General features: G+C 69.5%; 23 protein-coding genes and 1 pseudogene. 18 read left to right on the plus strand and 6 right to left on the minus strand.

Annotation, left to right across the window (positions count from 1 at the left end):
- The first annotated feature begins 2 nt into the window (after positions 1 to 2).
- The 3 genes and pseudogenes from ABD204_RS01770 (at position 3) to ABD204_RS01780 (ending at position 3,025) form a co-directional block, all read left to right on the plus strand.
- Entirely contained in the window at positions 3 to 788 is a 786-nt protein-coding gene (locus ABD204_RS01770) for an ArdC-like ssDNA-binding domain-containing protein (RefSeq protein ID WP_194423004.1), read from the plus strand.
- A gap of 60 nt (positions 789 to 848) precedes the next feature.
- Positions 849 to 1,436, plus strand: a pseudogene (locus ABD204_RS14120) (DUF6349 family protein).
- The gene (locus tag ABD204_RS01780) at positions 1,412 to 3,025 is read left to right on the plus strand and encodes a Na+/H+ antiporter NhaC family protein (protein ID WP_194423006.1); all 1,614 of its coding nucleotides are present in this window, start codon (positions 1,412 to 1,414) and stop codon (positions 3,023 to 3,025) included. Before ABD204_RS14120 ends, ABD204_RS01780 begins: the two are co-directional and overlap by 25 nt.
- Here the strand turns inward: ABD204_RS01780 and ABD204_RS01785 are convergent.
- Entirely contained in the window at positions 2,958 to 3,932 is a 975-nt protein-coding gene (locus tag ABD204_RS01785; RefSeq protein WP_194423007.1) for an EamA family transporter, read from the minus strand. The two genes, ABD204_RS01780 and ABD204_RS01785, sit on opposite strands and share 68 nt — an antisense overlap.
- Positions 3,933 to 3,971: 39 nt before the next feature.
- On the opposite strand from ABD204_RS01785, the gene ABD204_RS01790 reads away from it, so the two are divergent.
- Positions 3,972 to 4,502, plus strand: a complete 531-nt coding sequence (locus ABD204_RS01790; RefSeq protein ID WP_194423008.1) for a CGNR zinc finger domain-containing protein — start codon at positions 3,972 to 3,974, stop codon at positions 4,500 to 4,502.
- Between the two features lie 10 nt (positions 4,503 to 4,512).
- Here the strand turns inward: ABD204_RS01790 and ppk2 are convergent, their stop codons facing one another.
- Complete coding sequence (gene ppk2 / locus ABD204_RS01795) at positions 4,513 to 5,418, minus strand: polyphosphate kinase 2 (protein ID WP_194423009.1); 906 nt, start codon at positions 5,416 to 5,418, stop codon at positions 4,513 to 4,515.
- Between the two features lie 113 nt (positions 5,419 to 5,531).
- Here ppk2 and ABD204_RS01800 point away from each other — a divergent pair, with 113 nt between their 5' ends.
- From ABD204_RS01800 to ABD204_RS01860, 13 genes are all read left to right on the plus strand, one after another.
- Positions 5,532 to 6,014 (plus strand): GtrA family protein, encoded by a 483-nt coding sequence (locus ABD204_RS01800; protein WP_194423010.1) that lies wholly within the window; start codon positions 5,532 to 5,534, stop codon positions 6,012 to 6,014.
- The gene (locus ABD204_RS01805; protein ID WP_194423011.1) at positions 6,011 to 7,501 is read left to right on the plus strand and encodes a glycosyltransferase family 2 protein; all 1,491 of its coding nucleotides are present in this window, start codon (positions 6,011 to 6,013) and stop codon (positions 7,499 to 7,501) included. Before ABD204_RS01800 ends, ABD204_RS01805 begins: the two co-directional genes overlap by 4 nt.
- Entirely contained in the window at positions 7,498 to 9,438 is a 1,941-nt protein-coding gene (locus tag ABD204_RS01810; RefSeq protein WP_194423012.1) for an ArnT family glycosyltransferase, read from the plus strand. Before ABD204_RS01805 ends, ABD204_RS01810 begins: the two co-directional genes overlap by 4 nt.
- 67 nt (positions 9,439 to 9,505) lie before the next feature.
- Positions 9,506 to 10,330: a DUF4397 domain-containing protein gene (locus ABD204_RS01815; RefSeq protein ID WP_194423013.1), complete on the plus strand. Its 825-nt coding sequence runs from the start codon at positions 9,506 to 9,508 to the stop codon at positions 10,328 to 10,330.
- 4 nt (positions 10,331 to 10,334) lie between these two features.
- Positions 10,335 to 11,423 (plus strand): family 8 glycosyl hydrolase, encoded by a 1,089-nt coding sequence (locus ABD204_RS01820; protein ID WP_194423014.1) that lies wholly within the window; start codon positions 10,335 to 10,337, stop codon positions 11,421 to 11,423.
- Positions 11,420 to 12,070, plus strand: coding sequence for a sortase domain-containing protein (locus tag ABD204_RS01825; protein WP_206697118.1), 651 nt, complete (start codon positions 11,420 to 11,422; stop codon positions 12,068 to 12,070). Before ABD204_RS01820 ends, ABD204_RS01825 begins: the two co-directional genes overlap by 4 nt.
- Before the next feature lie 31 nt (positions 12,071 to 12,101).
- Entirely contained in the window at positions 12,102 to 12,911 is an 810-nt protein-coding gene (locus tag ABD204_RS01830; protein ID WP_194423015.1) for a polyprenol monophosphomannose synthase, read from the plus strand.
- 96 nt (positions 12,912 to 13,007) lie between these two features.
- Positions 13,008 to 14,033 (plus strand): isopenicillin N synthase family dioxygenase, encoded by a 1,026-nt coding sequence (locus tag ABD204_RS01835; protein ID WP_194423016.1) that lies wholly within the window; start codon positions 13,008 to 13,010, stop codon positions 14,031 to 14,033.
- A gap of 72 nt (positions 14,034 to 14,105) precedes the next feature.
- Complete coding sequence (locus ABD204_RS01840; RefSeq protein ID WP_194423017.1) at positions 14,106 to 15,083, plus strand: ATP-binding cassette domain-containing protein; 978 nt, start codon at positions 14,106 to 14,108, stop codon at positions 15,081 to 15,083.
- Entirely contained in the window at positions 15,080 to 15,940 is an 861-nt protein-coding gene (locus ABD204_RS01845) for an ABC transporter permease (RefSeq protein ID WP_194423018.1), read from the plus strand. The genes ABD204_RS01840 and ABD204_RS01845 overlap by 4 nt, the downstream gene beginning before the upstream one ends.
- Before the next feature lie 160 nt (positions 15,941 to 16,100).
- On the plus strand, positions 16,101 to 17,084 hold the full coding sequence (locus ABD204_RS01850; protein ID WP_194423019.1) for a PLP-dependent cysteine synthase family protein: 984 nt from the start codon (positions 16,101 to 16,103) through the stop codon (positions 17,082 to 17,084).
- A complete protein-coding gene (locus ABD204_RS01855; RefSeq protein ID WP_194423020.1) occupies positions 17,081 to 18,244 on the plus strand; it encodes a cystathionine gamma-synthase in 1,164 nt (387 codons plus the stop codon). The genes ABD204_RS01850 and ABD204_RS01855 overlap by 4 nt, the downstream gene beginning before the upstream one ends.
- Before the next feature lie 23 nt (positions 18,245 to 18,267).
- A complete protein-coding gene (locus ABD204_RS01860; RefSeq protein WP_194423021.1) occupies positions 18,268 to 18,654 on the plus strand; it encodes a hypothetical protein in 387 nt (128 codons plus the stop codon).
- 6 nt (positions 18,655 to 18,660) lie between these two features.
- On the opposite strand, the gene ABD204_RS01865 is transcribed toward ABD204_RS01860, so the two are convergent.
- The 4 genes from ABD204_RS01865 to ABD204_RS01880 are packed head-to-tail and all read right to left on the minus strand — an operon-like array spanning position 18,661 to position 22,872.
- Entirely contained in the window at positions 18,661 to 19,845 is a 1,185-nt protein-coding gene (locus ABD204_RS01865) for a sugar ABC transporter permease (RefSeq protein WP_194423022.1), read from the minus strand.
- Positions 19,842 to 20,612: an ATP-binding cassette domain-containing protein gene (locus ABD204_RS01870; RefSeq protein ID WP_194423023.1), complete on the minus strand. Its 771-nt coding sequence runs from the start codon at positions 20,610 to 20,612 to the stop codon at positions 19,842 to 19,844. Before ABD204_RS01870 ends, ABD204_RS01865 begins: the two co-directional genes overlap by 4 nt.
- The gene (locus tag ABD204_RS01875; RefSeq protein WP_322597473.1) at positions 20,609 to 21,691 is read right to left on the minus strand and encodes a substrate-binding domain-containing protein; all 1,083 of its coding nucleotides are present in this window, start codon (positions 21,689 to 21,691) and stop codon (positions 20,609 to 20,611) included. Before ABD204_RS01875 ends, ABD204_RS01870 begins: the two co-directional genes overlap by 4 nt.
- Complete coding sequence (locus ABD204_RS01880) at positions 21,688 to 22,872, minus strand: ROK family transcriptional regulator (protein ID WP_194423024.1); 1,185 nt, start codon at positions 22,870 to 22,872, stop codon at positions 21,688 to 21,690. The genes ABD204_RS01875 and ABD204_RS01880 overlap by 4 nt, the downstream gene beginning before the upstream one ends.
- A gap of 190 nt (positions 22,873 to 23,062) precedes the next feature.
- On the opposite strand from ABD204_RS01880, the gene ABD204_RS01885 reads away from it, so the two are divergent.
- Positions 23,063 to 24,352, plus strand: coding sequence for an ABC transporter substrate-binding protein (locus ABD204_RS01885; protein WP_194423025.1), 1,290 nt, complete (start codon positions 23,063 to 23,065; stop codon positions 24,350 to 24,352).
- The last annotated feature ends 20 nt before the right edge of the window (positions 24,353 to 24,372 follow it).

Genomic DNA, 24,372 nt, shown 5'->3' on the forward strand with positions numbered 1-24,372 from the left:
GCATGATCCTCGCCACCGACGGGTTCAATCATGACCCCCACCGGATGTACGAAGAGCGGGGAAACCTGCTGCTGATCTTCGTGCAGTGCCCCGAGGCGTCCCACGTCGCCGGTTACCGGACGTGGCAGAAGCTCAACCGCCAGGTGCGCAAGGGTGAGCGCGGAGTCCGCATCTTCGGCGGCCGCGACGTGCGCGAGACGGTCGAGAACGAGCAGACCGGCGAGGAGGAGGAGCAGCGCCGGGTGCGATTCTTCCCGGTGTCCGTGTTCGATATGGGACAGACCGACCTCATCGACGAGGAAGCGGGCGACCCGGCCGACATTGCGCGCCAGCTCACCGGAGACGACCCCGCGGGCATCTTCGACGCCGTAGCCGACTACCTCACCGGCAAGGGCTGGACCGTCGAGCGCGAGCAGATCGCCGGAGGCGCGAACGGGTACACCACCACCGACGGCACGCAGCGCGTCGTGATCGACGCGGACCTCTCCCCCGCTCAGGCAGCCAAGACCGCCCTTCACGAGGCCGCCCACGTCATCCTCCACGCCAAGGAAGATCACGCCGAGTACATCGAGCACCGCGGGATCAAGGAAACCGAGGCTGAGAGCGTCGCCTACATCGTCGCCGGGATTCTCGGACTCGACACCAGCGCCTACAGCGTCGGCTACGTCGCCGGGTGGAGCAAGTGCGAGGCCGAGACGATCAAGGCCACCGCGGCAAACGTGCTGCGCACCGCGCACGCCCTGGCCGACGCGATCACCGAGCCCGCCCCCGAGCCCGTCGCCGAGTGACCCCAATAGTACTAATCCCGTTAGGAGAACGTCATGCACGGAGAGCCGACCCTGTTCGATATGGCCGAGTTCGAGCGCGCGGCCGTGGCCGCGACGCCCTGGGAAGGCGTGCCCTTGCGGTACGTCACCGACTACCACCACCCCGACGACCTCGCGGCCGCGTTCGAGCGGTGGACCGGCGAGCACGGGAACTTCGGGTGCCTGATGCGCTCGCACATGTGGCACCGCGCCTACTTCGGGCGGCAGGACGTCGCCGCGAGCGACGAGGCCCACGAGCTGCACATGCTCAACGCCGACACCCGGTGCGACCTCGCAGAGCATGATCACAGCGCCGACCCGCTCCCCGGCGGGCTGATGTATTAGGCGAATTGCCCGCCCTGCCGCTGGCACGTCATCACCGAGCACGAGAACGAGGCCGTAGAAGCCTGGCACAACCACGCGATGCCCGGATGGCGAGCCCTGCCGATCCTGCCGACCAAGCTCAGCACCGCCGACGCGAACCGGACACACGGACCGGCTGGAGGGAGGCGCACGACCTCGGACCGGGATTGCGCGAATCGCTGGTGCCCCGGCCTCTGGCACGGGATACTGTCGGGGCGCCGCACATCCCCAGGAGGGCCGACATGCTCGAATCCGCACCGTGGTTGACACTGATCCCACCGGTGGTGGCCATCGTCCTGGCGATCGTGACGAAGAAGGTGATGATCAGCCTCGGCGCCGGTGTCCTGGTCGCCGCGCTGCTGATCGCCGAGTTCGACCCGCTACGGACACTGGCGCTGATCTGGGAATCGTTCGCGGTGCTGTTCTGGGATGACGGCGCCCTGAACACCTGGTACATCTACATCCTGCTGTTCATCATCCTCCTCGGCGTCATCGCCGCTTTCATCCTGATGTCCGGGGGCACACAGGCGTTCGCCGACTGGGCCGTGGGGCGCATCCGCACCCGTCGTGGCGGACAGATCCTCCCCGCGATCCTCGGCATCGTGATCTTCATCGACGACTACTTCAACGCCCTCGCCGTCGGCCAGATCAGTCGTCCTGTGACCGACCAGCACCGCATCTCGCGCGCGAAGCTGGCATACATCGTCGACTCGACGTCGGCCCCCATCGCGGTGCTGGCCCCCTTCTCGAGCTGGGGTGCGTACATCATCGGCATCCTCGCCCCGATCGTGGCCGCGTCGACCCTCACGATCAGCAGCGTCGAGGCGTTCCTCGGCGCCGCCGCGTCGAACTACTACGCCATCGCGGCGGCCGTCCTGGTGTGGCTGGTGATCGTCTTCCGCGCCGACCTCGGTGCGATGCGCCGGGAGGAGCGGCGTGCACTCGTCGAAGGGCGCCCCTTCAAGGAGGGCGAGGTCATCCCCGGCCAGCTGACCGACGACCTCCCGGTGCACCGCCCAGGCGCCAAGCGGGCGATCATCGTCCCGTTCGTCGCCCTCGTCATCGGCGTACTGGGCGGGATCGTCTGGACCGGGTACGACGCATCCGACTCCTGGGCGCCGGTGGATATCCTCGCCTCCACCGACACGAGCCTCGCGCTCATCTATGGCGGCATCCTGGGCCTCGCGTGCGCGATCTACTACTACCTGCGATACACCACCGCGAACCCCAAGTTCGGCTGGAGCACCTTCGGCCAGGGCTGGCTCGGCGGCCTCAAGGCCATGTCTCCGGCGATCGGCATCCTCATTCTCGCGTGGATGCTCGGGGGCCTCATCGACACGCTCGGAACCGGTGCGTACCTGGGCGATCTCGTGGAGACCTCGGATCTGCCGCCGGCCTGGCTGATCCCGATCGTGTTCGTCCTGGCCGCGGCGATGGCGTTCTCAACAGGCACGTCGTGGGGCTCGTTCGGCCTGCTGCTGCCGATCGTGGGCGGCATCGCCAACGCGGTCGAGGCCCCCGAGTTGCTGCTGCCGATGCTCGGGGCGGTCCTCGCCGGCGCGGTCGCCGGAGACCACAGCTCCCCCATCTCGGACACCACGATCCTGTCGTCGACGGGGGCCGGCTGCAACGTCATCACGCACGTGATCACCCAGCTGCCGTTCGTCGCCGTCGCAGGCCTGTCGGCGTTGCTCGGCTACGTCGTCCTGGCCGCGACGAGCCTGGTCTGGCTGGGCCTGATCGTCACGCTCGCCGCCCTGGCGGGCTGCGTCGTGGCCATCAGAGCGGTCAGGCCACCGGTTGAAGCCGACGTGTCGACGGCGACGGGGAGCGGCGGCGAGGCTCCGCGAGCTTGACCAGCACGACTCCGACGAGCACGAGGACACCTCCGACCAGCTGCACCGGCTGAGGCGCCTCCCCCAGCAACAGCCAGGCCAGCAGTGCCGCCGCGAGTACCTCGGTGAGTCCGACGAACGAGGCCAGCCGCGCGCCCAGACGCCGCGCGGCGGCGATGCCGCTGACATAGGACAGCGCGCCCGTGACCGCCCCGAGCAGGAGCACCACGACCCACCACGGCGCGTCGAAGGAGACGAACTCGACCGTTCCCGTTCCCACGCCCATCGGGAGCACGCCCACCACAGCGGCTCCCGCGAGGATCACGACCGCGACCACCAACCCGCCCGCGGCGAGGGTGACCGGCGGGAGCCCGTGCGAGTCGTCTCCCGAGACGATGTAGTAGACCGCGAGACCGACCATGGCACCCAGCGCCCACGCGATTCCGCCCATGCTCACCGCGACACCGCCGAGCACGCCCAGCAGAAGGAGCAGCCCGACGGCCGCGACGACCGCCCCCGCAACGGTCAGCCCGCCCGGGCGCTGGCCGCGACGTAACCACAGCCAGAGCATCACTGCGACCGGCGCGGTGTACTCGACCAGGAGCGCGACACCGACGTCCATCTGTTCGACGGCGAAGAAGAAGCACAACTGCGCACCCGCGACCGCGAACAGGCCGTACAGGAGCACGGTCGGCACCGCGCGGCGAAGCGCCGACCACCTTCCGCGCAGCGCCATGACACCGGGGGCGGCCAACAGCACGGCGGCGATGCCCACGCGCACGAGTGTGGCCGAGCCGGCCGTCCAGCCAATGTCGAGCAACCCCTTCCCGAGGCTGCCCGAAAGGCCGAACGCCACCGCGGCCACGAGTGCGAACGCCAGCCCGCCCGCGGCGGTCCCCACCCGGGTGTCATTTGCCACTGTACTCATGACTGATGACAGTACGGCGCGCGGTGGTAATGTGTCAATATGGCTTTCACTCATGACACGGTCGAGTCGCTCGAGTCGTCCGTGTTCCTGGCGAACACCGCCCTGGAGCCCGACACCCTGACGACCCTCGCCGACCTCGAGGAGTTCTACGAGCGCTTCTCCTATACCGGCGCCCCGCCCACCGATCGCGACCTGGCGACGATCCGCGCGATACGGCCACGACTGCGCGACCTGTTCACCGCCGACCGCGATTCGGCGGTGCCGCTGGTGAACGCGATCCTCGCCGAGCAGCACGCGGTGCCCCAACTCACGCGGCACGGCGAGACCGACTGGCACATCCACGCGACCACGGAGGACCGCCCGTTCCACGAGCGCATCCTCGTGGAGACCGCGATGGCGATGATCGACGTCATCCGCGCCGATGAGATGAGCCGGTTCGGGCGGTGCGGGGCGGCGGACTGCGAGGGCGTCGTCATCGACCTCTCGCGGAACCGGTCGCGCAAGTACTGTTCGACCACGTGCACGAACCGCGAGGCGGTCGCGGCGTACCGCTCCCGTCAGCGAGCCTGAACCGGCCGGGTCACTCGTCCGCGGTCTCCTGCTTGCCACGCATGACCAGTTGCGGGTCCGGCTCGCCGATCACGGCGTGGTCCTTGCCCTCGTACTCGAACTGATTCAAGAAGAAGCGCATGGCGTTCAGCCGTGCGCGCTTCTTGTCGTTCGAGCGGACGATGGTCCACGGCGCGTTCTTCTTGTCGGTGCGGCGGAACATCTCCTCCTTCGCCGCGGTGTAGTCCTCCCACCGATCCAGCGAGGCGATATCCATGGGCGACAGCTTCCATTGGCGCACCGGGTCGAGTTGACGCATCGCGAATCGGGTGCGCTGCTCGGTCCGTGAGACCGAGAACCAGAACTTCGTCAGGTGGATGCCGCTGTCGATGAGCATCTTCTCGAAGATCGGCGCCTGGTCCATGAAGTTCTCGTACTGTTCGTCGGAGCAGAACCCCATCACCCGCTCCACGCCGGCCCGGTTGTACCAGGAGCGGTCGAACATCACGATCTCCCCCGAGCTCGGGAAGTGCTTGGCATAACGCTGGAAGTACCACTGCCCCTGCTCGCGCTCGGTCGGCTTCGACAGGGCCACGACGCGGGACGTGCGCGGGTTGAGGTGCTCGGTGAAGCGCTTGATGGTGCCGCCCTTGCCGGCTGCATCCCGCCCCTCGAAGAGGATCATGGCGCGACCACCGGTGTCTTCCAACCAGTACTGGAACTTCAGCAGCTCGACCTGCAGCCGGTACTTCTCCAGCTCGTACTCGTCGCGGTCCATCCGTTCGTCGTACGGGTACCCCTCCTGCCAGGTGTAGACCGGATTGCCCTCGGGATCGATGAGGTCGGGATCCGGGGTATGCCCGTTGGCGACGGAGTAGCCGCTCTCACGCAGGTGCTCGATGTACTCGCGCAGGCTCTGGTTTCGCAGGTCTTCCATGGCCGTCTCCTCGCGTCGGGTCGCCCGATGAAGACGACCACCCGGATGTGAACAGCGTGTAAACACCGCCACGAGGATCCATCCGATCACGGCGATGCCTCGAAACACCACACATGACCACCATCACTCCGGCGGCCCCGGTTCCCGCCGAACGGCCCGGCGCGGCCCAGCGGATCCGACTCCTGTTGTCGGAAGTGGGCGCCTTCGGGCTCGTCGGGGCGATCGCCTTCGTGATCGACGTGGGCGGCTACAACCTGCTGCGGTTCACCGTGATGCCCGACTCGGTCGTGTGGGCCAAGGTCGTCTCGGTCACCGTCGCGACGGCCTTCGCGTATGCCGGCCACCGCTACCTGACCTTCCGCAGCCGCCGTGGTCGGCCGGTGCTCGGGGAGGCGCTGCTGTTCGTCGTCGCGAACGCCGGCGGCCTTCTCATCTCCGCCGCGTGCCTCTACGTCTCGCACTACGTCCTCGGCTTCACCTCGACGCTGGCCGACAACATCGCCGGGAACGTCATCGGTTTCGCCCTCGGCACTCTCTTCCGCTACCTGACCTATCGATTCGTCGTCTTCCGACCCCGCACGGAGGTTCCCGCATGATCACCCACGCCGGCCCACCCTTGCTCACCGTCCTCCCGACCGACACGGCCGACCCGCTTCTCACGCCCGAACCCCTGGCCCCGGAGCCGGGCGGTCTGACCAATCGCGACATCGTCGACCCCACACCCGGCTCGGTGGATCCGTCGAGCCTCGATGTCGGCACGGTGATCCTGTCCGGCTCGCTGATCGCCCTGTCGATCCTGCTCACCGCCGTCGCCCTGACGACGCTGTGGTGGATGCTGTACGCCTGGCGCTCCTCGCGCATCCACCGGGGAACGCGGTTCACGCCGGTTCCGACAGAACCGGCCCACACGTTCACACTCCTCGTCCCCGGCCGCCATGAAGAGGAGGTGATGGGCGAGACGCTGGACACGCTCGCCCGACAGACGCACCCGAATGTGCAGATCATCGCCATCGTGGGCCACGACGACCCCGGCACCGAGGCCGTGGTCCGCGCGGCCGCAGCCCGCCACCCCGCGCGCATCGAGGTCGTCGTCGATGACAGCGTGCCGAAGAACAAGCCCAAGGCCCTCAACCGCGCGCTGCCCTACGCCACCGGCGACATCGTGGGCGTGTTCGACGCCGAAGACGACGTGCACCCCGACCTCCTCCGCCACATCGACTCGCGATTCACCGAAACGGGCGCGACCGTCGTGCAGGGCGGTGTCCAGCTGATGAACTTCCGATCCAGTTGGTGGTCGTTGCGGAATGTCCTGGAGTACTACTTCTGGTTCCGCTCCCGCCTGCACTTCCACGCCGGCTCGCGGTTCATCCCGCTCGGCGGGAACACCGTCTTCGTCACGCGCGAGGCACTCGAGCGCAACCTGGGTTGGGACGCCGAGTGCCTGGCCGAGGACTGCGAGCTCGGTGTCCGTCTCTCCAGTCAGGGCGAGAAGGTGGTCGTCGCCTATTCCCCCGAGTACGTCACCCGGGAGGAGACGCCTCCGACGTTCCGTTCGCTGTACAAGCAGCGCACCCGATGGAATCAGGGCTTCCTGCAGGTGCTGAGCAAGGGCGAGTGGAAGAAGCTGCCCACCCGGCGCCAGCGCATGTACGCGCGGTACATGCTCTCGATGCCGTTCCTGCAAGCGGCGACGGGCCTGCTGATCCCGCTGGCGGTGATCCTCATCCTGTTCGTCAAGGTGCCGACCGCCGTCGCCCTCATCACCTTCCTCCCCCTCGCACCGACCCTGCTGACGATCGCCGTCGAGGCGGCCGGCCTGGGCGAGTTCGGACGCGTCTTCTCCGAGAAGGTCCGCGCGCGCGACTACGTTCGGCTCGTCCTCGGCACGTTGCCCTATCAGATGTTCCTCGCCGCAGCGGCGATCCGCTCCGTCTGGCGCGAGTCGCGCGGCCAGACCGGCTGGGAGAAGACGGAGCACAACAACGCCCACCGCACCCTCCCGACCACCGTCGGCACCCTCTCGATCCCGGCGCCGGACGACGCGGACGCGCCCGAACACGCCACGACAGGAGCGACCCGATGAGCACTCAGACCCTGACTCGACCCGAGGCGCCGACCGGCAACTCCGCCCGCCCCTCGCGAACAGAGCGGATGGGTGCGTGGTGGATCGCCCACCGACGCGATATCGCATGGCTCGCCCCCGTGATCGCAGTCGCGGCGGTCGTCTCCTTCGTCAACATCGCCGGCTCGCCGCAGCGCATCGACGACGAGGGCACCTACACCGCGCAGGCGTACGCCATCCTCACCTACGGCGAACTCGCGCACTACACGTACTGGTACGACCATCCGCCCCTCGGCTGGATTCAGATCGCCGGCTACGCGCTGCTCACGGGAGCGTTCGCTCGCTGGGATGTCGCCGTCCTGGCCGGCCGCGAAGCGTCGATCGTCGCGTCGCTGATCGCGGCGATCCTGCTGTGGGTCCTCGCGCGCCGCACCGGGCTCAGCCGGCCCGCCGCCACCGCGGCCACTGCCCTGTTCTCGCTGTCGCCCCTCGCGCTGCAGTTCCACCGCACGGTGTACCTCGACAACCTCGCCGTGCCGTGGCTGCTCCTGGCTTTCGTCCTGGCCACGGTGCGTCGCTCGCAGCTGGCGGCTTTCGTCGGGGCCGCGGCGGCCTTCGGGATCGCCGTGCTGACGAAGGAGACATTCCTCCTCGCCCTGCCGATCCTCGCGTGGGTGGTGCTTCGCAACGCCCAGCGGGCGACCCGCCGCTACACCCTCTCCGTCGCGGCGGGGACCCTCGTCCTGATCGGCGGCGGCTACCTGCTGCTGGCGGCGGTGAAGGGGGAGCTGGTCGGCTCGACCGGCCAGGTGAGCCTGCTCGATGGCGTTCTGTTCCAGCTGAGCGACCGAGAAGGCAGCGGATCGCTCGCCGACCCCGACTCGCTCATGAGCGCGACCGTCGGAATGTGGTGGCAGCTCGACGCCGTGTTCATCACCGGCGGTCTGGTCGCCGCCGCGATGGGGGTCTTCCATCGACGCCTGCGCCCGTACGCCGTTCTGCTGCTCGCCCTCACGGCCTTCATGTTCCGCCCGGGCGGCTACCTTCCGGTGCCCTATGTCATCATGCTGCTCCCGTTCGCCGCGCTCGCCGTGGCCGGGATCGTCGACACGGGTGCGCGGTGGGTTCGTCGACGCGCCGGAGTTCGTCGGCTCATCGGCGGCGCCGTCGTGATCGCGGCCGGTGCGGCCGCGGTGGCGGCCGCACCGAACCTGGTCACCCAGCTGCGCGGCTTCGTCGCCGCCGACCTCGACCGTCCGATGCGCGAAGCGACCGACTGGCTCGAGCGGAACGCCGCCCCCGAGCAACGACTGATCGTCGACAACAGCATGTGGGTCGACCTGGTCGAGGCCGGGTGGGATCGAGAGAACGTGATCTGGTACTACAAGATCGACACCGACCCCGAGGTCTCCGCGGCGTCGCCGAACGGATGGCGAGACTCCGACTACGTCATCACCACCGAGTCGATGCGCACGTTCCCCACGCAGTTCCCCGAAGTCACCGGCGCGATGCAGAACTCCGTCCCCGTGGCGACCTTCGGCGACGGCGACCAGTCGGTCGACGTGCGCCGCATCGTCCCCGCGGGGGCGGACACCGCCGAGGAAGCGCAGAGCGCCGCCTTCACCCGCCAATCCGAACTCGGCTCGCAGCTGTCCGTCAACCCGCGCATCGAGATGCCCGAGAGCGCGGACGATGCCCTCGCCGCGGGACACGTCGACGCGCGGATCATCACGGTGCTCGGCGCATTGAGCGCGTCGCACGAAGTCGAGATCGCAGGATTCCCCACGGTCTTCGGCGAGCAGAGCCCCATCGCCCGCCAGGTGGAGATCGTGTCCGTCGACGGCGAGCCGATCGATGACGAGGCCGGAGAACTCCTCCGCAGGGTGGCCGGCTCGGTCACCGCCGCTGACGTCGAGATCGCCGATGGCACCGCCCTCGTCCGCTTCGCCCTCTCCTGACACACCACAGCACGTCGGTGCCCACCGGCACGCCATCGCACCGCACACATCACACGAAAGGACCGTCATGACCACTCACGCCCATCACCGCCGCCCGCTGCGGACCACCTTGGCCGCTCTGACTGCGGGGGCGGCCGCCGCCGCAGTCCTGCTGGTCGCACCGGCCGCGGGAGCCGCCGAGGATTCCGTCGGCTGGCTGCGCCTGGGGCACCTCTCCCCCGACACCAAGTCGGTCGACGTCGAGGTGACCGCCCTGAGCGGAGGAGCCGTCGAGTTCGAGCTCGAGGGCGTCGGCTACGGCGACGTATCGCCGTACACCGAGCTCGACGCGGGGACCTACACCGTCAGCATGGTCCCCTCGGACGCCGCAGAGGGCACCGCCCCCGCGATCTCGGGAACCGTCACGATCGATCCGGAGAGCGCGAACACCGTCGTCGCCTTCGGGCCATCGGATGACCTCGAGGTCACCGCGATCAGCGACGACCTCAGCCGGCCGTCCGACGGTTCGGCCCGCATCCGATTGATTCAGGCCTCCACGCAGACCGCGGAAGTCGATGTCGTGACCTCGACCGGCGTGCCCATCGCGCGCGGCGCGAAGGCAGGCGACGCCACCGGCTACGCGGAAGTGCCCGCCGGCCCCTGGACCCTCGAGCTCGACGGCGGCACGGTGACCGGCGAGACGTCGATCGACGTAGCCGAGGGCAGCGTCTCGACGCTCTTCGTCCTCGACACCGCCTCGGGAGGCCTCGAGATCATGACCGTCACCGACTCGGCCGCCGTGGGCGCCGTCCCTGAGGGCGGCGTGGACACCGGTGCCGGCGGACTCGCCGACGCGGACCGCGTCTCACCGGCACCGGGCGTCCCCGCCGGGGCATGGCTCTTCGGGATCTGATCGCATGTCCATCGGACGGATCGGTTCGGTCGCGGTACCGGTCGTGGTCGTCGCGCTGCTCGCGGGGTGCACGACCGATGCCTCGCCCGAGCGCAGCGATGCCGAGGCCCACGCCGCGGCGTTCCTCGACCAGTGGGTCGAGGACGGCCGGGTGGTGCGCCATGACCAGGGGGGAGACACCGTGAGCGAAGGACAGGCCTACGGCATGCTCGCGGCCGTCGTCGCGGCTGACGAAGAGCGCTTCGACGAGATCTGGGAGTGGACCCAGGACGAGCTCGTGCGCGAGGACGGCCTGCTGGCATGGCGGTGGGAGGACGGCGACGTCGTCGACGCGGAGCCGGCGTCCGATGCCGAACTCGACGCGGCCCGCGCACTCGTCCTCGCCGGAGACCGCTTCGCCCGCGCCGATCTGTCCGACGACGGCGTCGCGCTCGCCGATGCGCTGTTGGACGAGCTGACCGTCGAGACGGCGCTCGGGCGCGTTCTCCTGCCCGGGCTGTGGGCGGAGGGCGAAGATCCGCTGCCCTATAACCCGAGCTACGCCTCCCCGACGGCGTTCGCGATCCTCGGCGCCGCCACCGGCGACGAGCGCTGGGAAGAGTTGGCCGAGGGAAGCGCCGCCGCCACCGAGGCGCTCTTCGACGCCGCCGCACTTCCCCCGGATTGGGCCCAGATCCGCGCCGACGGCACCGTGTCCCCGGTCGCGGGAGCATCCGGGGAGGGCGATGCGGTGACCTACGGGTACGACGCGCAGCGCACGATCATCCGCTACGCGGAGTCGTGCGCGCCGGCCGATCGCGATCTCGTCGCCGATGCACGGGAGCCCCTGTCATACGCCGATGAGCCGGCCGCGGTGCTCGACCTGGGCGGCGGTGCGGTCACCTCCGACCGCAGCCCGTTGAGCATCGTCGCCCGCGCCGCCGCATCCGCCGCCGCCGGCGACGCGTCGGCGGCGCGCGACGACCTCGCCGCCGCCGCGACCCTCTCGCAGGAGAACCCGACCTACTACGGCCGCGCGTGGATCACGCTGGGCGCGGCGATGCTCGCGGGCGACCTCGGCGGATGCGACGCCGTCGCAGGGAGCGGGTCGTGACCCGGGCGGTGCGTGCGGGCCTGTGGTCGCCGATCGGCCTGCTCGCGGTCGCCCTCCTCACCGTCGGCGTCGTCCACGCGGCGGCGTTGCAGGAGGAACCCGACGCGGCGCCGGTCGCGGCGACACCCAACGCGACGGAGAGCGCGAACCCCTTCTCCGCGGGCGGGCTGCAGGACCCCTCGGCGCCGGCGGACGAGGTCGACCTCGGCGTCCCGAAGACGGTCCGTATACCCCGCCTCGGCGTCGACTCGGCGCTCGAAGACCTGGCGGTCGACGCCGCCGGCGAACTGCAGGCGCCTGTCGACTACGACACCGCCGGTTGGTATGCGGAGGGCGTCGCACCCGGATCGATCGGTCCGGCCATCATCGCCGGACACATCGACTCGCCGACCGGGCCGGCCGTGTTCCAACGCCTGGACGAGCTGGCGCCGGGGGACGAGATCGACGTCGAGATGACCGGCGGCCGGACGCTCACCTTCGTGGTGACCGGCGCCATCCAGTCGACGAAGGCGAACTTCCCCACGTCGGACGTGTACGACAACGTCCCCGCACCGGCCCTCCGGCTCATCACCTGCGCCGGCGATTTCGATCGCACCATCGGCCACTACACCGACAACCTCATCGTGTTCGCCAGCCTCGCCGCCTGAGCGCGCGAGTCCATCCCGGAAGAGAGACCCCATGACCGACGACGCCGCACTCAAGACGCTGGTGATCATCCCGACCTACAACGAGATCGACAACCTGGAGCCCATCGTGGGACGCGTGCTGGCGGCCAACGCCCACACCGACATCCTGGTCGTCGACGACGCCAGCCCCGACGGGACCGGCGACCTCGCCGACGTGCTGGCGAACCGCCACCCCGAGGTGCACGTGCTTCACCGCGCGGAGAAGGACGGCCTGGGCGGCGCCTACCTCGCGGGATTCGCGTGGGGGCTGGAGCGGGGCTACTGGGCACTGGTGGAGATGGATGCCGACGGATCCCACGATCCGGCCGATCTGCCCCGCATGATCGACCAGCTGTCCCAACACGACGTCGTCCTCGGCTCGCGGTGGACACCCGGCGGGCAAGTGAAGAACTGGCCGTTGCACCGCAAGGTGATCAGTCGCGGGGGGAACATCTACACGCGACTCGCGCTCGCCATCGACGTGCGTGACGCCACCGGCGGGTACCGGGTGTTCAACGCCCGGGCTCTCGAGCGAATCGACCTCGCGGACGTCGCCTCGCAGGGGTACTGCTTCCAGGTCGACCTGCTGTGGCGGGCCCTGCAGCGCCAGCTCCGCGTCGTCGAGGTGCCGATCACCTTCGTCGAACGCGAGCGCGGCGTATCGAAGATGAGTGGCTCGATCGTCGCGGAGTCCCTGGCGCGCGTCACCCTGTGGGGGATCACCCGCCGCCTGGCCGAGCTCGGTGAACTCGTCCGTCATGGGCGACGGTTGCCGTCGGTACGGTGGACGTCGCACCGCACGCTGCCTGCCGCCGGCCGATGAGGACGGCGACGCGCGTGCGCTCGTATGACGACATATTCCACCGTTCATGACGAAATAATCGCCGAGGCCGCCCCCACCCGGCTTACCTTCGACGTCATGACCGATTCCCCCGTCCCCGTCCTCGACATGTCGCTCCTCGACGCCGGCCCGGAAGCCGCCGAGCGCTTCCGGGTCGACCTGCGCCGCGCCACCCATGAGGTGGGTTTCTTCAGTCTCGTCGGTCACGGCATCCCCGACGACCTGCAGGAGCGCCTGCTGGAGACCTCTCGCGCGTTCTTCGCCCTCCCGGACGAAGACAAGCTCGAAATCGAGAACCTCACCTCACCGCATTTCCGTGGGTACGCACGACTGGGTGGAGAGCTCACCCAGGGCAAGGTCGACTGGCGCGAGCAGATCGACATCGGCCCCGGGCGCGAGCCGATCGAGCGAGGCCCCGATGACCCGGCCTACGTCGTGCTGGAGGGACCGAACCTGTGGCCGAGCGCGCTCCCGGGCCTACGCACCGTCGTGGAGGAATGGTCGGAGACGCTGACGGCCATCGGACGGCGCCTGCTCGAGGCGTGGGCCGATGCCCTCGGGGCCCCGGCGGAGTCGCTGCTGGACCTGTTCGCCGATGACCCGCAGACGCATGTGAAGATCGTGCGGTACCCCGGGGTCCCCGACGACGCCCCCTCGCGGCAGGGGGTCGGCAAGCACAAGGATGCCGGTGTGCTCACGCTGCTGTGGATCGAACCGGGCGCCGGCGGGCTCCAAGTGGAATACGAGGGTCGGTGGCACGATGTCCCGCCGGTGGACGGCGCGCTCATCGTCAACATCGGTGAGCTGCTCGAATGGGCGACAGACGGGTATCTGCGCGCCACCGTGCACCGCGTCATCGCGCCCGCGGAGGGCACCGAGCGCATCTCCGTGCCCCTGTTCTTCAACCCGGCGTTGGCGGTGCAGATGCCCCGCCTCGACATCGCGGAGGAGTACCGGTCGACCTCGCGCGGCGTCGAAGACGACCCCGACAACGTCATCCACGGCACGTACGGCGAGAACCAACTGAAGTCGCGGCTACGGGCCCACCCCGACGTCGCGGCGATTCACCACCCGGAGCTGCTCGAGCAGTCCCGTCAGGGCTGAGCCCGCCGCGGTCGGCACCGGGCGACCTCGTCCGCTCGCCCGGATGTCACCGGAGGGCACTACCATCCGGACATGGCGTTCATCGAGGCGAGCGGACTCGTCAAGACGTACCGACCCAAGGGTGCGCCCGTGCTGCGCGCCCTCGACGGACTGGATCTGTCCGTGCCCGAAGGCACGGTCACGGCCCTGCTCGGACCCAACGGCGCGGGCAAGACCACGACGGTCAAAGTCCTCACGACACTCATCCGACCCGACTCCGGGTCGGCGGTGATCGACGGGGTCGACGTGCTCTCCGACCCGCAGGCGATCCGGCGCATGAGCGGCGCGAGCGGACAGTACGCCGCCGTCGACGAGAACCTCACCGGGTTCGAGAACCTGCTGATGGTCGGGCTGCTCTACCACCTGGGCCGCAAGGAGGCGACGCGACGGGCGAACGAGCTCATCGAGTTGTTCGACCTGGTCGACGCGCAGAACCGTCCGGTGAAGGGCTTCTCCGGCGGCATGCGACGGCGCATCGACCTGGCGGGCGCACTCGTCATCAATCCGCCCGTGCTCTTCCTCGACGAGCCGACGACGGGGCTGGACCCCCGCAGCCGCCTGGCACTGTGGGAGATCATCGAGTCCCTCGTCGACGGCGGCACCACGGTACTGCTGACCACGCAGTACCTGGAGGAGGCCGACCGACTGGCCGACTCGATATCGATCATCGACAGCGGACGGGTCATCGCCGAGGGGACGGCCGACCAGCTCAAGGCGTCCGTCGGCGGCCAGCGCGTCGCCGTGACCCTCGTCGACGAGTCCGACGCACGGGCGGCGCGTGAGATCCTCGGCCGACACGGCACCGCTGAGGCGACCTCCGATGGCGGGCGCACTCTCGTCGTGCCCGTCGCCGACGGATCGGCGGCGCTGGCCAGCATCATGGCCGACACCACCGCGGCGGGAATCTCCCTCCACGACGCCGGGATGCGCCGACCCACCCTCGACGATGTCTTCCTGCAGCTGACCGGACACGCCGCCGAGAACACCGACGACGAGGAGGCTGCGGCATGAGCACGACCGATCACGGAACCGTCCGACCGGCGCGACGCACCCTCACGCCCCAGCCGGGCTCCGCGTTCACCCGGTTCGTCTCCGACGGCTACGTGACGACGTGGCGCAACATCAAGAAGATCGTGCGCGTGCCCGACATCCTGGTGTTCACCCTCATCCAACCGATCATGTTCGTGCTGCTGTTCACGTTCGTCTTCGGGTCGTCGATCGCCGTCGAGGGTGAGGACTACACATCGTTCCTCATGGCCGGCATCTTCGCGCAGACGATCGTGTTCGGATCCACCTACTCCGGCTCGGCGATGGCGCAGGACCTCAAGGACGGCATCATCGACCGATTCCGCACGCTGCCGATGAACGGCTCCGCGGTGCTGATCGGCCGCACGGTGGGCGACCTCGCGATCAACGTGCTCTCGCTGATCGTGATGATGCTCACCGGCTTCATCGTCGGCTGGCGGGTGGAGTCGTCGGTGCTGGACTTTTTCGCCGGCGTCGGCCTGCTGCTGTTGTTCTCCTACGCCTTCTCGTGGGTGATGGCCTTCCTCGGGCTCATCGTGCGCAGCCCCGAGGTGATCAACAACGCCTCGTTCTTGATCCTGTTCCCCGCGACGTTCATCTCCAACGCTTTCGTGCCGAGCGAGAACCTGCCAGGTCCGCTGCGCGTGTTCGCCGAATGGAACCCGGTGTCGGCGCTGGTCCAGGCGGTCCGCGAGCTGTTCGGGAACGCCCCGACCAGCTCCGGATCCACCGCCTCGTGGCCGCTGGAGCATCCGGTGGTCTATGTGCTCATGTTCACGGTGGCGATGTTCCTGGTGTTCGTCCCGCTGTCGGTGCGCCGGTTCACGACCCTCAGCCGGTGATGTGTCCTCGTATGACGACGCAGGATCGCGCGACCGTCGCATGACGGGCAGAATGGCCGACATGGTCCCGACGTGTCACTGTTGTCTGTAGCGCTTCCGCGCCCTCGAACAACCCTCCCGCCGCGCGCCCGTCCGCGGCCACGACACCTCAGGACCACCCGTGCGATACGCCGAATCGATCGCCGAGCTCATCGGCAACACTCCGCTCGTCCGCCTCACGAAGGTGACCGAGGGCATCCGGGCGACCGTGCTCGCCAAGGTCGAGTACCTCAACCCGGGGGGATCGGCGAAGGACCGCATCGCGGTGGCCATGATCGACGAGGCCGAACGTGCCGGTCACCTGAGCCCGGGCGGCACGATCGTCGAGCCCACCAGCGGCAACACCGGTGTGGCCCTGGCGATCATCGCCCAGCAGCGTGGATATCGCATGATCTGCGTGGTGCCGGACAAGTTCGCCGGCGACAAGGTGGCGACCCTGCGTGCGTACGGCGCCGAGATCGTGGAGGTCCCCACCTCCGTGCCGCCCGAGCACCCCGACTCGTACTACTCCGTCTCCGACCGGCTCGCGCGAGAGATCCCCGGCGCCTTCAAACCCGACCAGTTCTCCAATCCGGCCGCACCCCGCAGCCACTACGAGACGACGGGACCGGAGATCTGGCGCGACACCGACGGCAGGGTGACCCACTTCGTCGCCGGCGTCGGTACCGCCGGGACCATCTCCGGCACCGGCCGCTACCTGCACGAGGTCTCCGACGGACGCGTGCAGGTGATCGGCGCCGACCCCGTCGGTTCGATCTACTCCGGCGGGCCGGTGCACGGGTTCCTCGTCGAGGGCGTCGGCGAGGACTTCATCCCTCCGAACTTCGACCCGGATGCGGTCGACGGTTTCGAGCGCGTGTCGGACGCCGAGTCGTTCGAGATGACCCGGCGCCTGGCCACCGAGGAGGGCCTGCTCGTAGGTGGCTCGAGCGGCATGGCCGTCGTCGCCGCCCTTCGCACGGCGCGGGACCTGCCCGAGGACGCCGTGGTGGTCGTCCTGCTCGCCGACGGCGGCCGCGGCTACCTCAACAAACTCTTCGACGACGCGTGGCTGGACACCCACCTGTCGTCATCCGATGACACCGACCCCGAGGACACCCCATGAGCTCCCCCCTCGCCCGCGACTTCAACAGCCTCGCCGTGCACGCCGGCCAAGACCCCGACGCGTCGACCGGTGCCGTGATCCCGCCGGTGCATTTCTCGTCGACGTTCGTGCAGGACGGCATCGGGAATCTCCGCGACGGCTACGATTACGGCCGCGCCGGCAATCCCACGCGCGCCGCGCTGGAGCACCAGCTCGCCGCCATCGAAGGCGCCGAGTTCGGGCTGTCGTTCGCGTCGGGTCTGGCCGCGGAGGACGCGCTGTTGCGCGCCGTGCTCCGCCCGGGCGATGAGATCCTCCTCGGCAATGACGCGTACGGCGGCACCTACCGGTTGATCTCGAAGATCCTCGTGCCGTGGGGCGTCACCGTGCGCGTCGCCGATCTGAGCGACCCCACCGCCGTCGAGAACGCCCTGGCCGAGAGCACACCGAACCTGGTGTGGGTGGAGACACCGAGCAACCCGTTGCTGCGCGTGACCGACATCGCGGCTCTGGCACGGACCGCCCATGCCGTAGGCGCGCTGCTGGTGGTCGACAACACGTTCGCGACCCCCGCCCTCCAGCGCCCCCTCGCGCTCGGCGCCGACGTCGTGGTGCACTCCGCGACCAAGTACCTCGGTGGCCACTCGGATGTCGTCGGGGGCGCGGTCATGACCTCCGACGCCGACATCCACGCGAAGACGAAGTTCCTGCAGTTCGCCGCCGGCGCCGTCTCCGGACCGCTGGACGCGTGGCTCACGACCCGCGGGATCAAAACCCTCGGGATCCGGATGGAGCGCCACAGCGCGAACGCCCAGCGCATCGCCGAGGCGTTGGCGGGCGACCCCCGGGTCGGCGCGGTGCACTACCCCGGTCTGGCGACGCACCCGGGCCACGAGATCGCCGCCGCGCAGATGACCGGCTTCGGCGGGATCGTCTCGCTCGAGCTGTCCACCGGCGCGCAGGCGCGGGCGTTCTCGGAGGCGACGACGCTGTTCACGCTCGCCGAGTCGCTGGGTGGGGTGGAGTCGCTGTTGAATTACCCTGACGCGATGACCCACGCGTCGGTGCGGGGGACCGAACTCGCCGTACCGGAGACGCTCGTGCGCCTCTCGGTCGGCATCGAGGGCGTCGACGATCTCCTGGCCGACATCGACCAGGCCCTCGACACCGCGACGCGATGAAGACGCACTCCCGAAAGGCCCCGATGACCGACGACGAATTCCTCGACGCGCTCGACGACTGCACCCTCCCTCCGAAGGCGTTCGACCACCGCGGACACGTCCGCCTGGCCTATCTCAGCTCGATCGACGCGGATTTCCCGACCGCCCTGGCCCGGGTGCAGCGCTCGATCCGCACGTACGCGGCCGCGCTCGGCAAGTCCGACAAGTACCACGAGACGATCACGGTCGCCTTCCTCGCGCTCGTCCGGCAGCGACTGTGGGAGAGCGGCCCCGGGGCCGACTTCGAGGAGTTCGAAAGCGCGCACCCCGACCTGTTCGACGCCGATCTGCTCTCCCGCCACTACACCCCCGAGACCCTCGGATCCCCGATCGCGCGACAGACGTTCGTGCTCCCCGACGCCCGCGACTGACGCGGGTCAGAAGACGTCGCCGGTCGCGGCGAACGGGCGACGACGCCGACTGAGCAGCGTGTCGATCGTGACGGCGAGCACGAGCACGACCCCGGTGGCGATGTTGCGAGCCGACGCGTCGAGGTCGATCAGAGTCAGGCCGTTGGCGATCGACTGGATGATGAGGATGCCGACGAGGGCGGACCAGGCGTTGCCGCGCCCGCCGTACAAGCTCGTGCCCCCGACGATGGCGGCCGCGATCGCGATCAGGAACAGTTCTCCCCCGCCGGAGCTCTGATTGGCCGCCGCGAGTCGCCCGGCCGCGAGGACTCCGCCGAGCGCGGCCAGCGTGGAGCAGGCGACGAAGGCGCTGACGACGATGCGTCGCACCGGCACTCCGGCCAGTCGTGCCGCGTGGTGGTCCCCGCCGATCGCGCGGATCCCGCGCCCCCAGCGCGTGCGACGCAACAGGATGTCGGCGGCCCACACGAGGGCCACGAACAGCACGACACTCCAGCCGACCCCGCGCGCCTGGGAGAGGTAGGCGACCGGGACGGCGAGCAGAACCGCGACCAGGAGCGTCTTGAGCGCGATCGCACCGACGCTCTCGGCTCCCAGGTCGGCGGCACGGCGCCGACGCCGGGCGATCACGCGGGGGACGGCGGTGCCGACGACGGCGAGCGTGACGAGCACCCACGCCACCGGTGTCGGGACGAAAGCAGTCTGGGTGAACCGCACGAGCCACGAGTCGAACGGGAGGTTGATCGACCCGGCATCGCCGAGGATCTGCCACTGCAGGCCCGTGGCGATGAGGAGTCCGGCGAGGGTGAGGACGAATCCGGGCAGGCCGACCCGGGCGATGAGCACACCGTAGAGCACCCCGATGATCGCCCCGACCGCGAGCGCGGAGACCACCGCGATCGCGAGGGGCCACCCCCATGACATCGCCGTCACGGCGGCGATCGCCGCGGCGAGCCCGCTGACGGCGCCGACCGAGAGGTCGATCTGCCCGATCAGCAGCACGATGACGACCCCGAGCGCGATGATGCCCGTCGACACCGACTGCAGGGAGAGGTTGACGAGGTTTTCGGGCGCCCAGAAAGCGGGAGACGCGAAGCCGAGGATCACCCAGATGACCACCAGCGCGACCACGATGGGGAAGACCGGGCGCTCGCCGTCACGCATGCGCCGCCAGTGCTCTGCGAGGTTCATCCGCGCCACCCTCCGCCATCCGGTGCCGCGTGGCCCATCGGCGCCGTGGCCCCCGTGATCGCCCCCAGCAGCTCTTCGGCGGTCGTCTGCGCGGCGTCGTATTCGCCGACCAGACGCCCGAGCCGCAGGACGATCACGCGGTCCGAGACGGCGAGCACGTCGGTTATCGAGTGGCTGGCGAGCACGACGGCGTGACCGCGCGATCGCAATCGGCCGATCAGCGTGAGGATCTGGGCGGTCTGGCGCACGCCGAGGGCGTTCGTCGGCTCATCCAACAGCACGACCCGCGGGTCGCCGAGCAGGGTGCGGGCGATCGCGACGCTACGACGCTGTCCGCCGGAGAGCGCGTGCACCGGCACCCTCACATCCGGGATACGGGCGGCGAGACTGTCGAGGACGACACGAGCCCCCCGTTCCATCTCGACCTCGTCGAGAAGGCCGGCTCGCACCTCCTCATGGCCGAGATAGAGGTTCTCGACGACGTCGAGGTTCCCGCACAGCGCAAGCGCCTGCGGGGAGGCGGCGATTCCGTGGCGCCTCGCGTCGGCCGGCGACCCGAACCGCACGGCCGCGCCGTCGACGCGCACCACACCGGAGGTGGGGGCCGTCGCACCCGAGGCGATCCCCATCAGAGTGGACTTTCCGGCACCGTTGTCGCCGACGACGGCGACCACCTCCCCGGCGTGGATGTCCAGATCGATGTCCACGAGGGCGTGGGCGGCTCCGAAGCTCTTGGAGACGCCCGCGAGTGAGACGACCGCTGTCATGGAAGCTCCCTGTCGGTCAGACCGAGCTGCGCGCAGGCGTCGGCGTACGGCGGTGTACAGATGGCGTCGGCCGAGTGCACCCGGCCCTGGATGATCACGCGTTCGATATCGTCTCGCCAGACACTGGTGGGCGCCAGCAGGAAGCTCGATATGCCATCGCGGGTCCCCGGCGCGGCCGGCTCCTCCCCGCGCAGCAGACGCACCGCGACCTCGGCGGCGGTGCGGGCCTGGTCGTCGGTGGCCTTCGCCACCGTCATCAGTTGGTCCCCCGCCACGATGCGCTGGATCGCGGACAGTTCGCCGTCCTGCCCCGACACCGGCGGCATGGGGTCGATGCCTGCGGCTTTCAGCGCGGCGATCGCACCCCCGGCGAGGGCGTCGTTGGCGGCGACCACGCCGTCGATCCGCCCCGGGTGCTGCGCCAACTGTCCGGCCACCCACTCCTGCGCCTCCGTCGCGCTCCATGCGGGCACGTCGAACTCCCCGAGGACCTCGACGTCGGCGTCCTGGAGGGCATCGTGGACCCCGGCACGCAGCGCCGCGGCGTTCGGATCGGTGGGCGAGCCGTGCAGGAGGAGGAGCCCGGCCGTCTCCCCCACGCGGATCTGCGGGAGGGCGTCGACGACCGCGTCCGCCTGCAGACGGCCGATCAGTTCGGAGTCGAACGAGACGTACACCGCGACATCCGGATGGTCGATGAAGCGGTCGTAGGCGACCACCGTCGCGCCGCTGCGCGTGGCGGCGGCCACGACGCTCTCGGCGGCCACGGTGTCGACGGCGTCGATGACCAGCACATCGGCACCACGTGCGAGCATCGCCTCCGCCTGCTCCTGCTGTCGCGCGGCACTGGAATTGGCGTTGGCGTAGAGCAGTTCGCAGTCCGGGCAGCGTTTGGCGACGGTATCTTCGAAGGTCGGCCGGTCGGAGGTCTCGTACCGCGAGATGCCCGCTTCGGGCAGCAGCAGGCCGATCGTGCCCGCTTGCGTCGAGGCCACAGGCGCGGGGGCGCAACCGGCGAGGGCGATCGCGGCGAGGGCGCAGACGACGGCCAGGCTGCGGCGGAGTCGGATCCTGCTCACGATGCGACCCCCAGGGCGCCGAGTTCGCGGGCGCGATCGAGTGCCGCGGCGAGCGCGCCGCGCAGTTCCGCTTCGCCGCCGAACTCCGCCGGGACCACGCTGGGCGCTCCGACGTTCGTGGCGAGGGTGTGCTGCTCGAGCGCGTCGCGTAGCGGCCCGAGAAGCACCTCTCCCGCGGTGGAGAGATCGCCGCCGATCACCACGATCTCGGGGTCGACCACGGTGCACAGGTTCGCGATCGCGGTTCCGAGCGTGCGTCCGGTGTCGGCGATCGCGCGGCGGCATCCGGGGTCGCCCTCGAGTGCCCGAGTGATCACGTCGTCGAGGGTGAGATGACCGTGGCTGGCACTGAGGATCTGCACGAGCGCGGCCGCCCCCGCGACCGTTTCCAGGCATCCCCGGTTGCCGCACCGGCACACCGGTCCGCGCTCATCGACGATCATGTGCCCCAGTTCCCCCGCCGTCCCGCGGCGGCCGTGGAGCACACGCCCTCCCAGCACGATCCCGGCGCCGATGCGGTGCGAGACGCGCACGTAGGCGACGGGGTCGGCACCGACACCGGCACCGTAACGCGCTTCCGCCAACGCACCGAGGTTGGCGTCGTTGTCGACGACCGTGGGTACCGACGAGGTGGCGGCGAGGATCTCCGTGACCGCAGCGCCGTCCCATCCCCTCAGGAGCGACGTGGACGACACCGTTCCTGTGGCCACATCGACCGGGGCCGGGACTCCCACGCCGATGGCCAGCAACTCGTCTCCGGCGGCGTCGACCGACTCGACCATCTCCTGCACGAGCATCGCGGCGCGTTGCAGGCTCATGTCGGCGCGGTGGTCGGGGGCCAACGGCAGGGTTTCGGAGGCCAGGATCTGCATCGAGGTGTCGGCGAGCGCGACGTGCATCGAGCGCGCGGCCAGATCGATGCCGGCGACCATGCCGATCGAACGCGCGAGCGTGACCAGTCGGGCTCTGCGGCCGGAACGGATGGAGGGGCTGGTGTCGAGGACACCGGCGTCTGCGAGCTCGGTGACGATGTTCGACACACTCGCCGGAGACAGGCCGGTGATCGTGGCCAGCTCCACCTGCGTCAGAGAGCCGTGTTGTTGCACGGCTCCGACGACGCGGGCACGGTTGGCCTCACGAAGCGAGGTCTGCGACCCCTTCGCCGCCTGCGTGTCGTGCACACGTCGTAGGGTACCGGCCCATTGGGTTGACTTCGGAAAGTCACACGAAAATCACGTTTTGCGCGCCGTTGAGTTCAGGTCTTGACTTCAAGCACACTCTCCCCCTTAGATGAATCTCACCAGCGAGCGCACGGCAGCGCTCCGGCACGGCCCATCCCGTTCCGTGCACCACATCGGCAAGGAAGACGATATGAATCTGCGCAGCAAGAAATCGCTCATGGCCCTCGGCGCGGGGGCGGCAGCCCTCACACTCGGCCTCTCGGCCTGCTCTGGAGACTCCTCCGAGAGCAACGACGGCGGCGGCAGCAGCGGCCCCGAGGTCGAGGTGTTCACCTGGTGGGCCGCCGGCTCTGAGAAGGCCGGCCTCGACGCCCTGGTGAGCGTGTTCAACGAGCAGCACCCCGACCTCGAGTTCGTCAACGGCGCCGTCGCCGGTGGCGCCGGCTCCGCGGCGAAGGACCTCCTCCAGTCGCGCCTGCAGGCCGGCGACGCCCCGGACACCTTCCAGGCCCACGCCGGTGCGGAGCTCCAGGACTACATCGACGCCGCACAGATCCAGGACGTGTCGGACCTGTACAGCGAGTTCGGCCTGACCGACGCGTTCCCCGCCGACCTGATCGACCGCCTCACGGTCGACGGCGCGATCTACTCGGTGCCCTCCAACATCCACCGCGCAAACGTCGTGTGGGCAAGCCCCGCCGTGCTCGAAGAGGCCGGCCTGGATCCGGAGGCGGAGTACGAGAGCATCGACGACTGGATCGTCGCGCTCGACGCCGTGCAGGAGACCGGCAAGACGCCGCTGTCTGTCGCGACCACCTGGACCCAGGTGCACCTGCTCGAGACGGTCCTGCTGTCGTCGCTGGGCGCCGAGGACTACAACGGCCTGTGGGACGGTTCCACCGACTGGGAGAGCTCCGAGGTCACGACCGCGTTGGAGAACTTCGAGATCATCATGGGCTACACCAACGACGACCGCGACGGTCTGGACTGGCCCGACGCCACGCAGCAGATCATCGACGGCCAGGCCGCCTTCAACGTGATGGGCGACTGGGCGGAGGCCGCCTTCGCCGAAGCCGGTGCGACCTCGCCGGAGGACTACATCTACTTCCCGGTCCCCGGCACCGCCGGTGTCTTCGACTTCCTCGCCGACTCGTTCACCCTTCCGGTGGGCGCGCCGAACGAGGACGGCGCCAAGGCATGGCTCGAGACCGTCGGCTCCGCCGAAGGCCAGGCCGCGTTCAACAAGGCCAAGGGCTCGATCCCGGCCCGCACCGACGCCGACACCAGTGACTTCAGCCCGTACCAGCAGTCCGCCATCGAGGCGTGGGGCAGCGACGTCATCGTGTCCTCGCTCGCACACGGCGCGGCGACCCCCGTCGCGACCCTGAACCAGGTGTCCGACGCGACCAGCAAGTTCACGACCGGGGCATCCGATCTCGCGACCTTCCAGTCCGAGCTCGCGGCCGCCGTCGCCGGCTGACATCGCTGAACGGCCCGGGG

The organism is Microbacterium aquimaris (assembly GCF_039531285.1).
Classification (GTDB): Bacteria; Actinomycetota; Actinomycetes; order Actinomycetales; family Microbacteriaceae; genus Microbacterium; species Microbacterium aquimaris.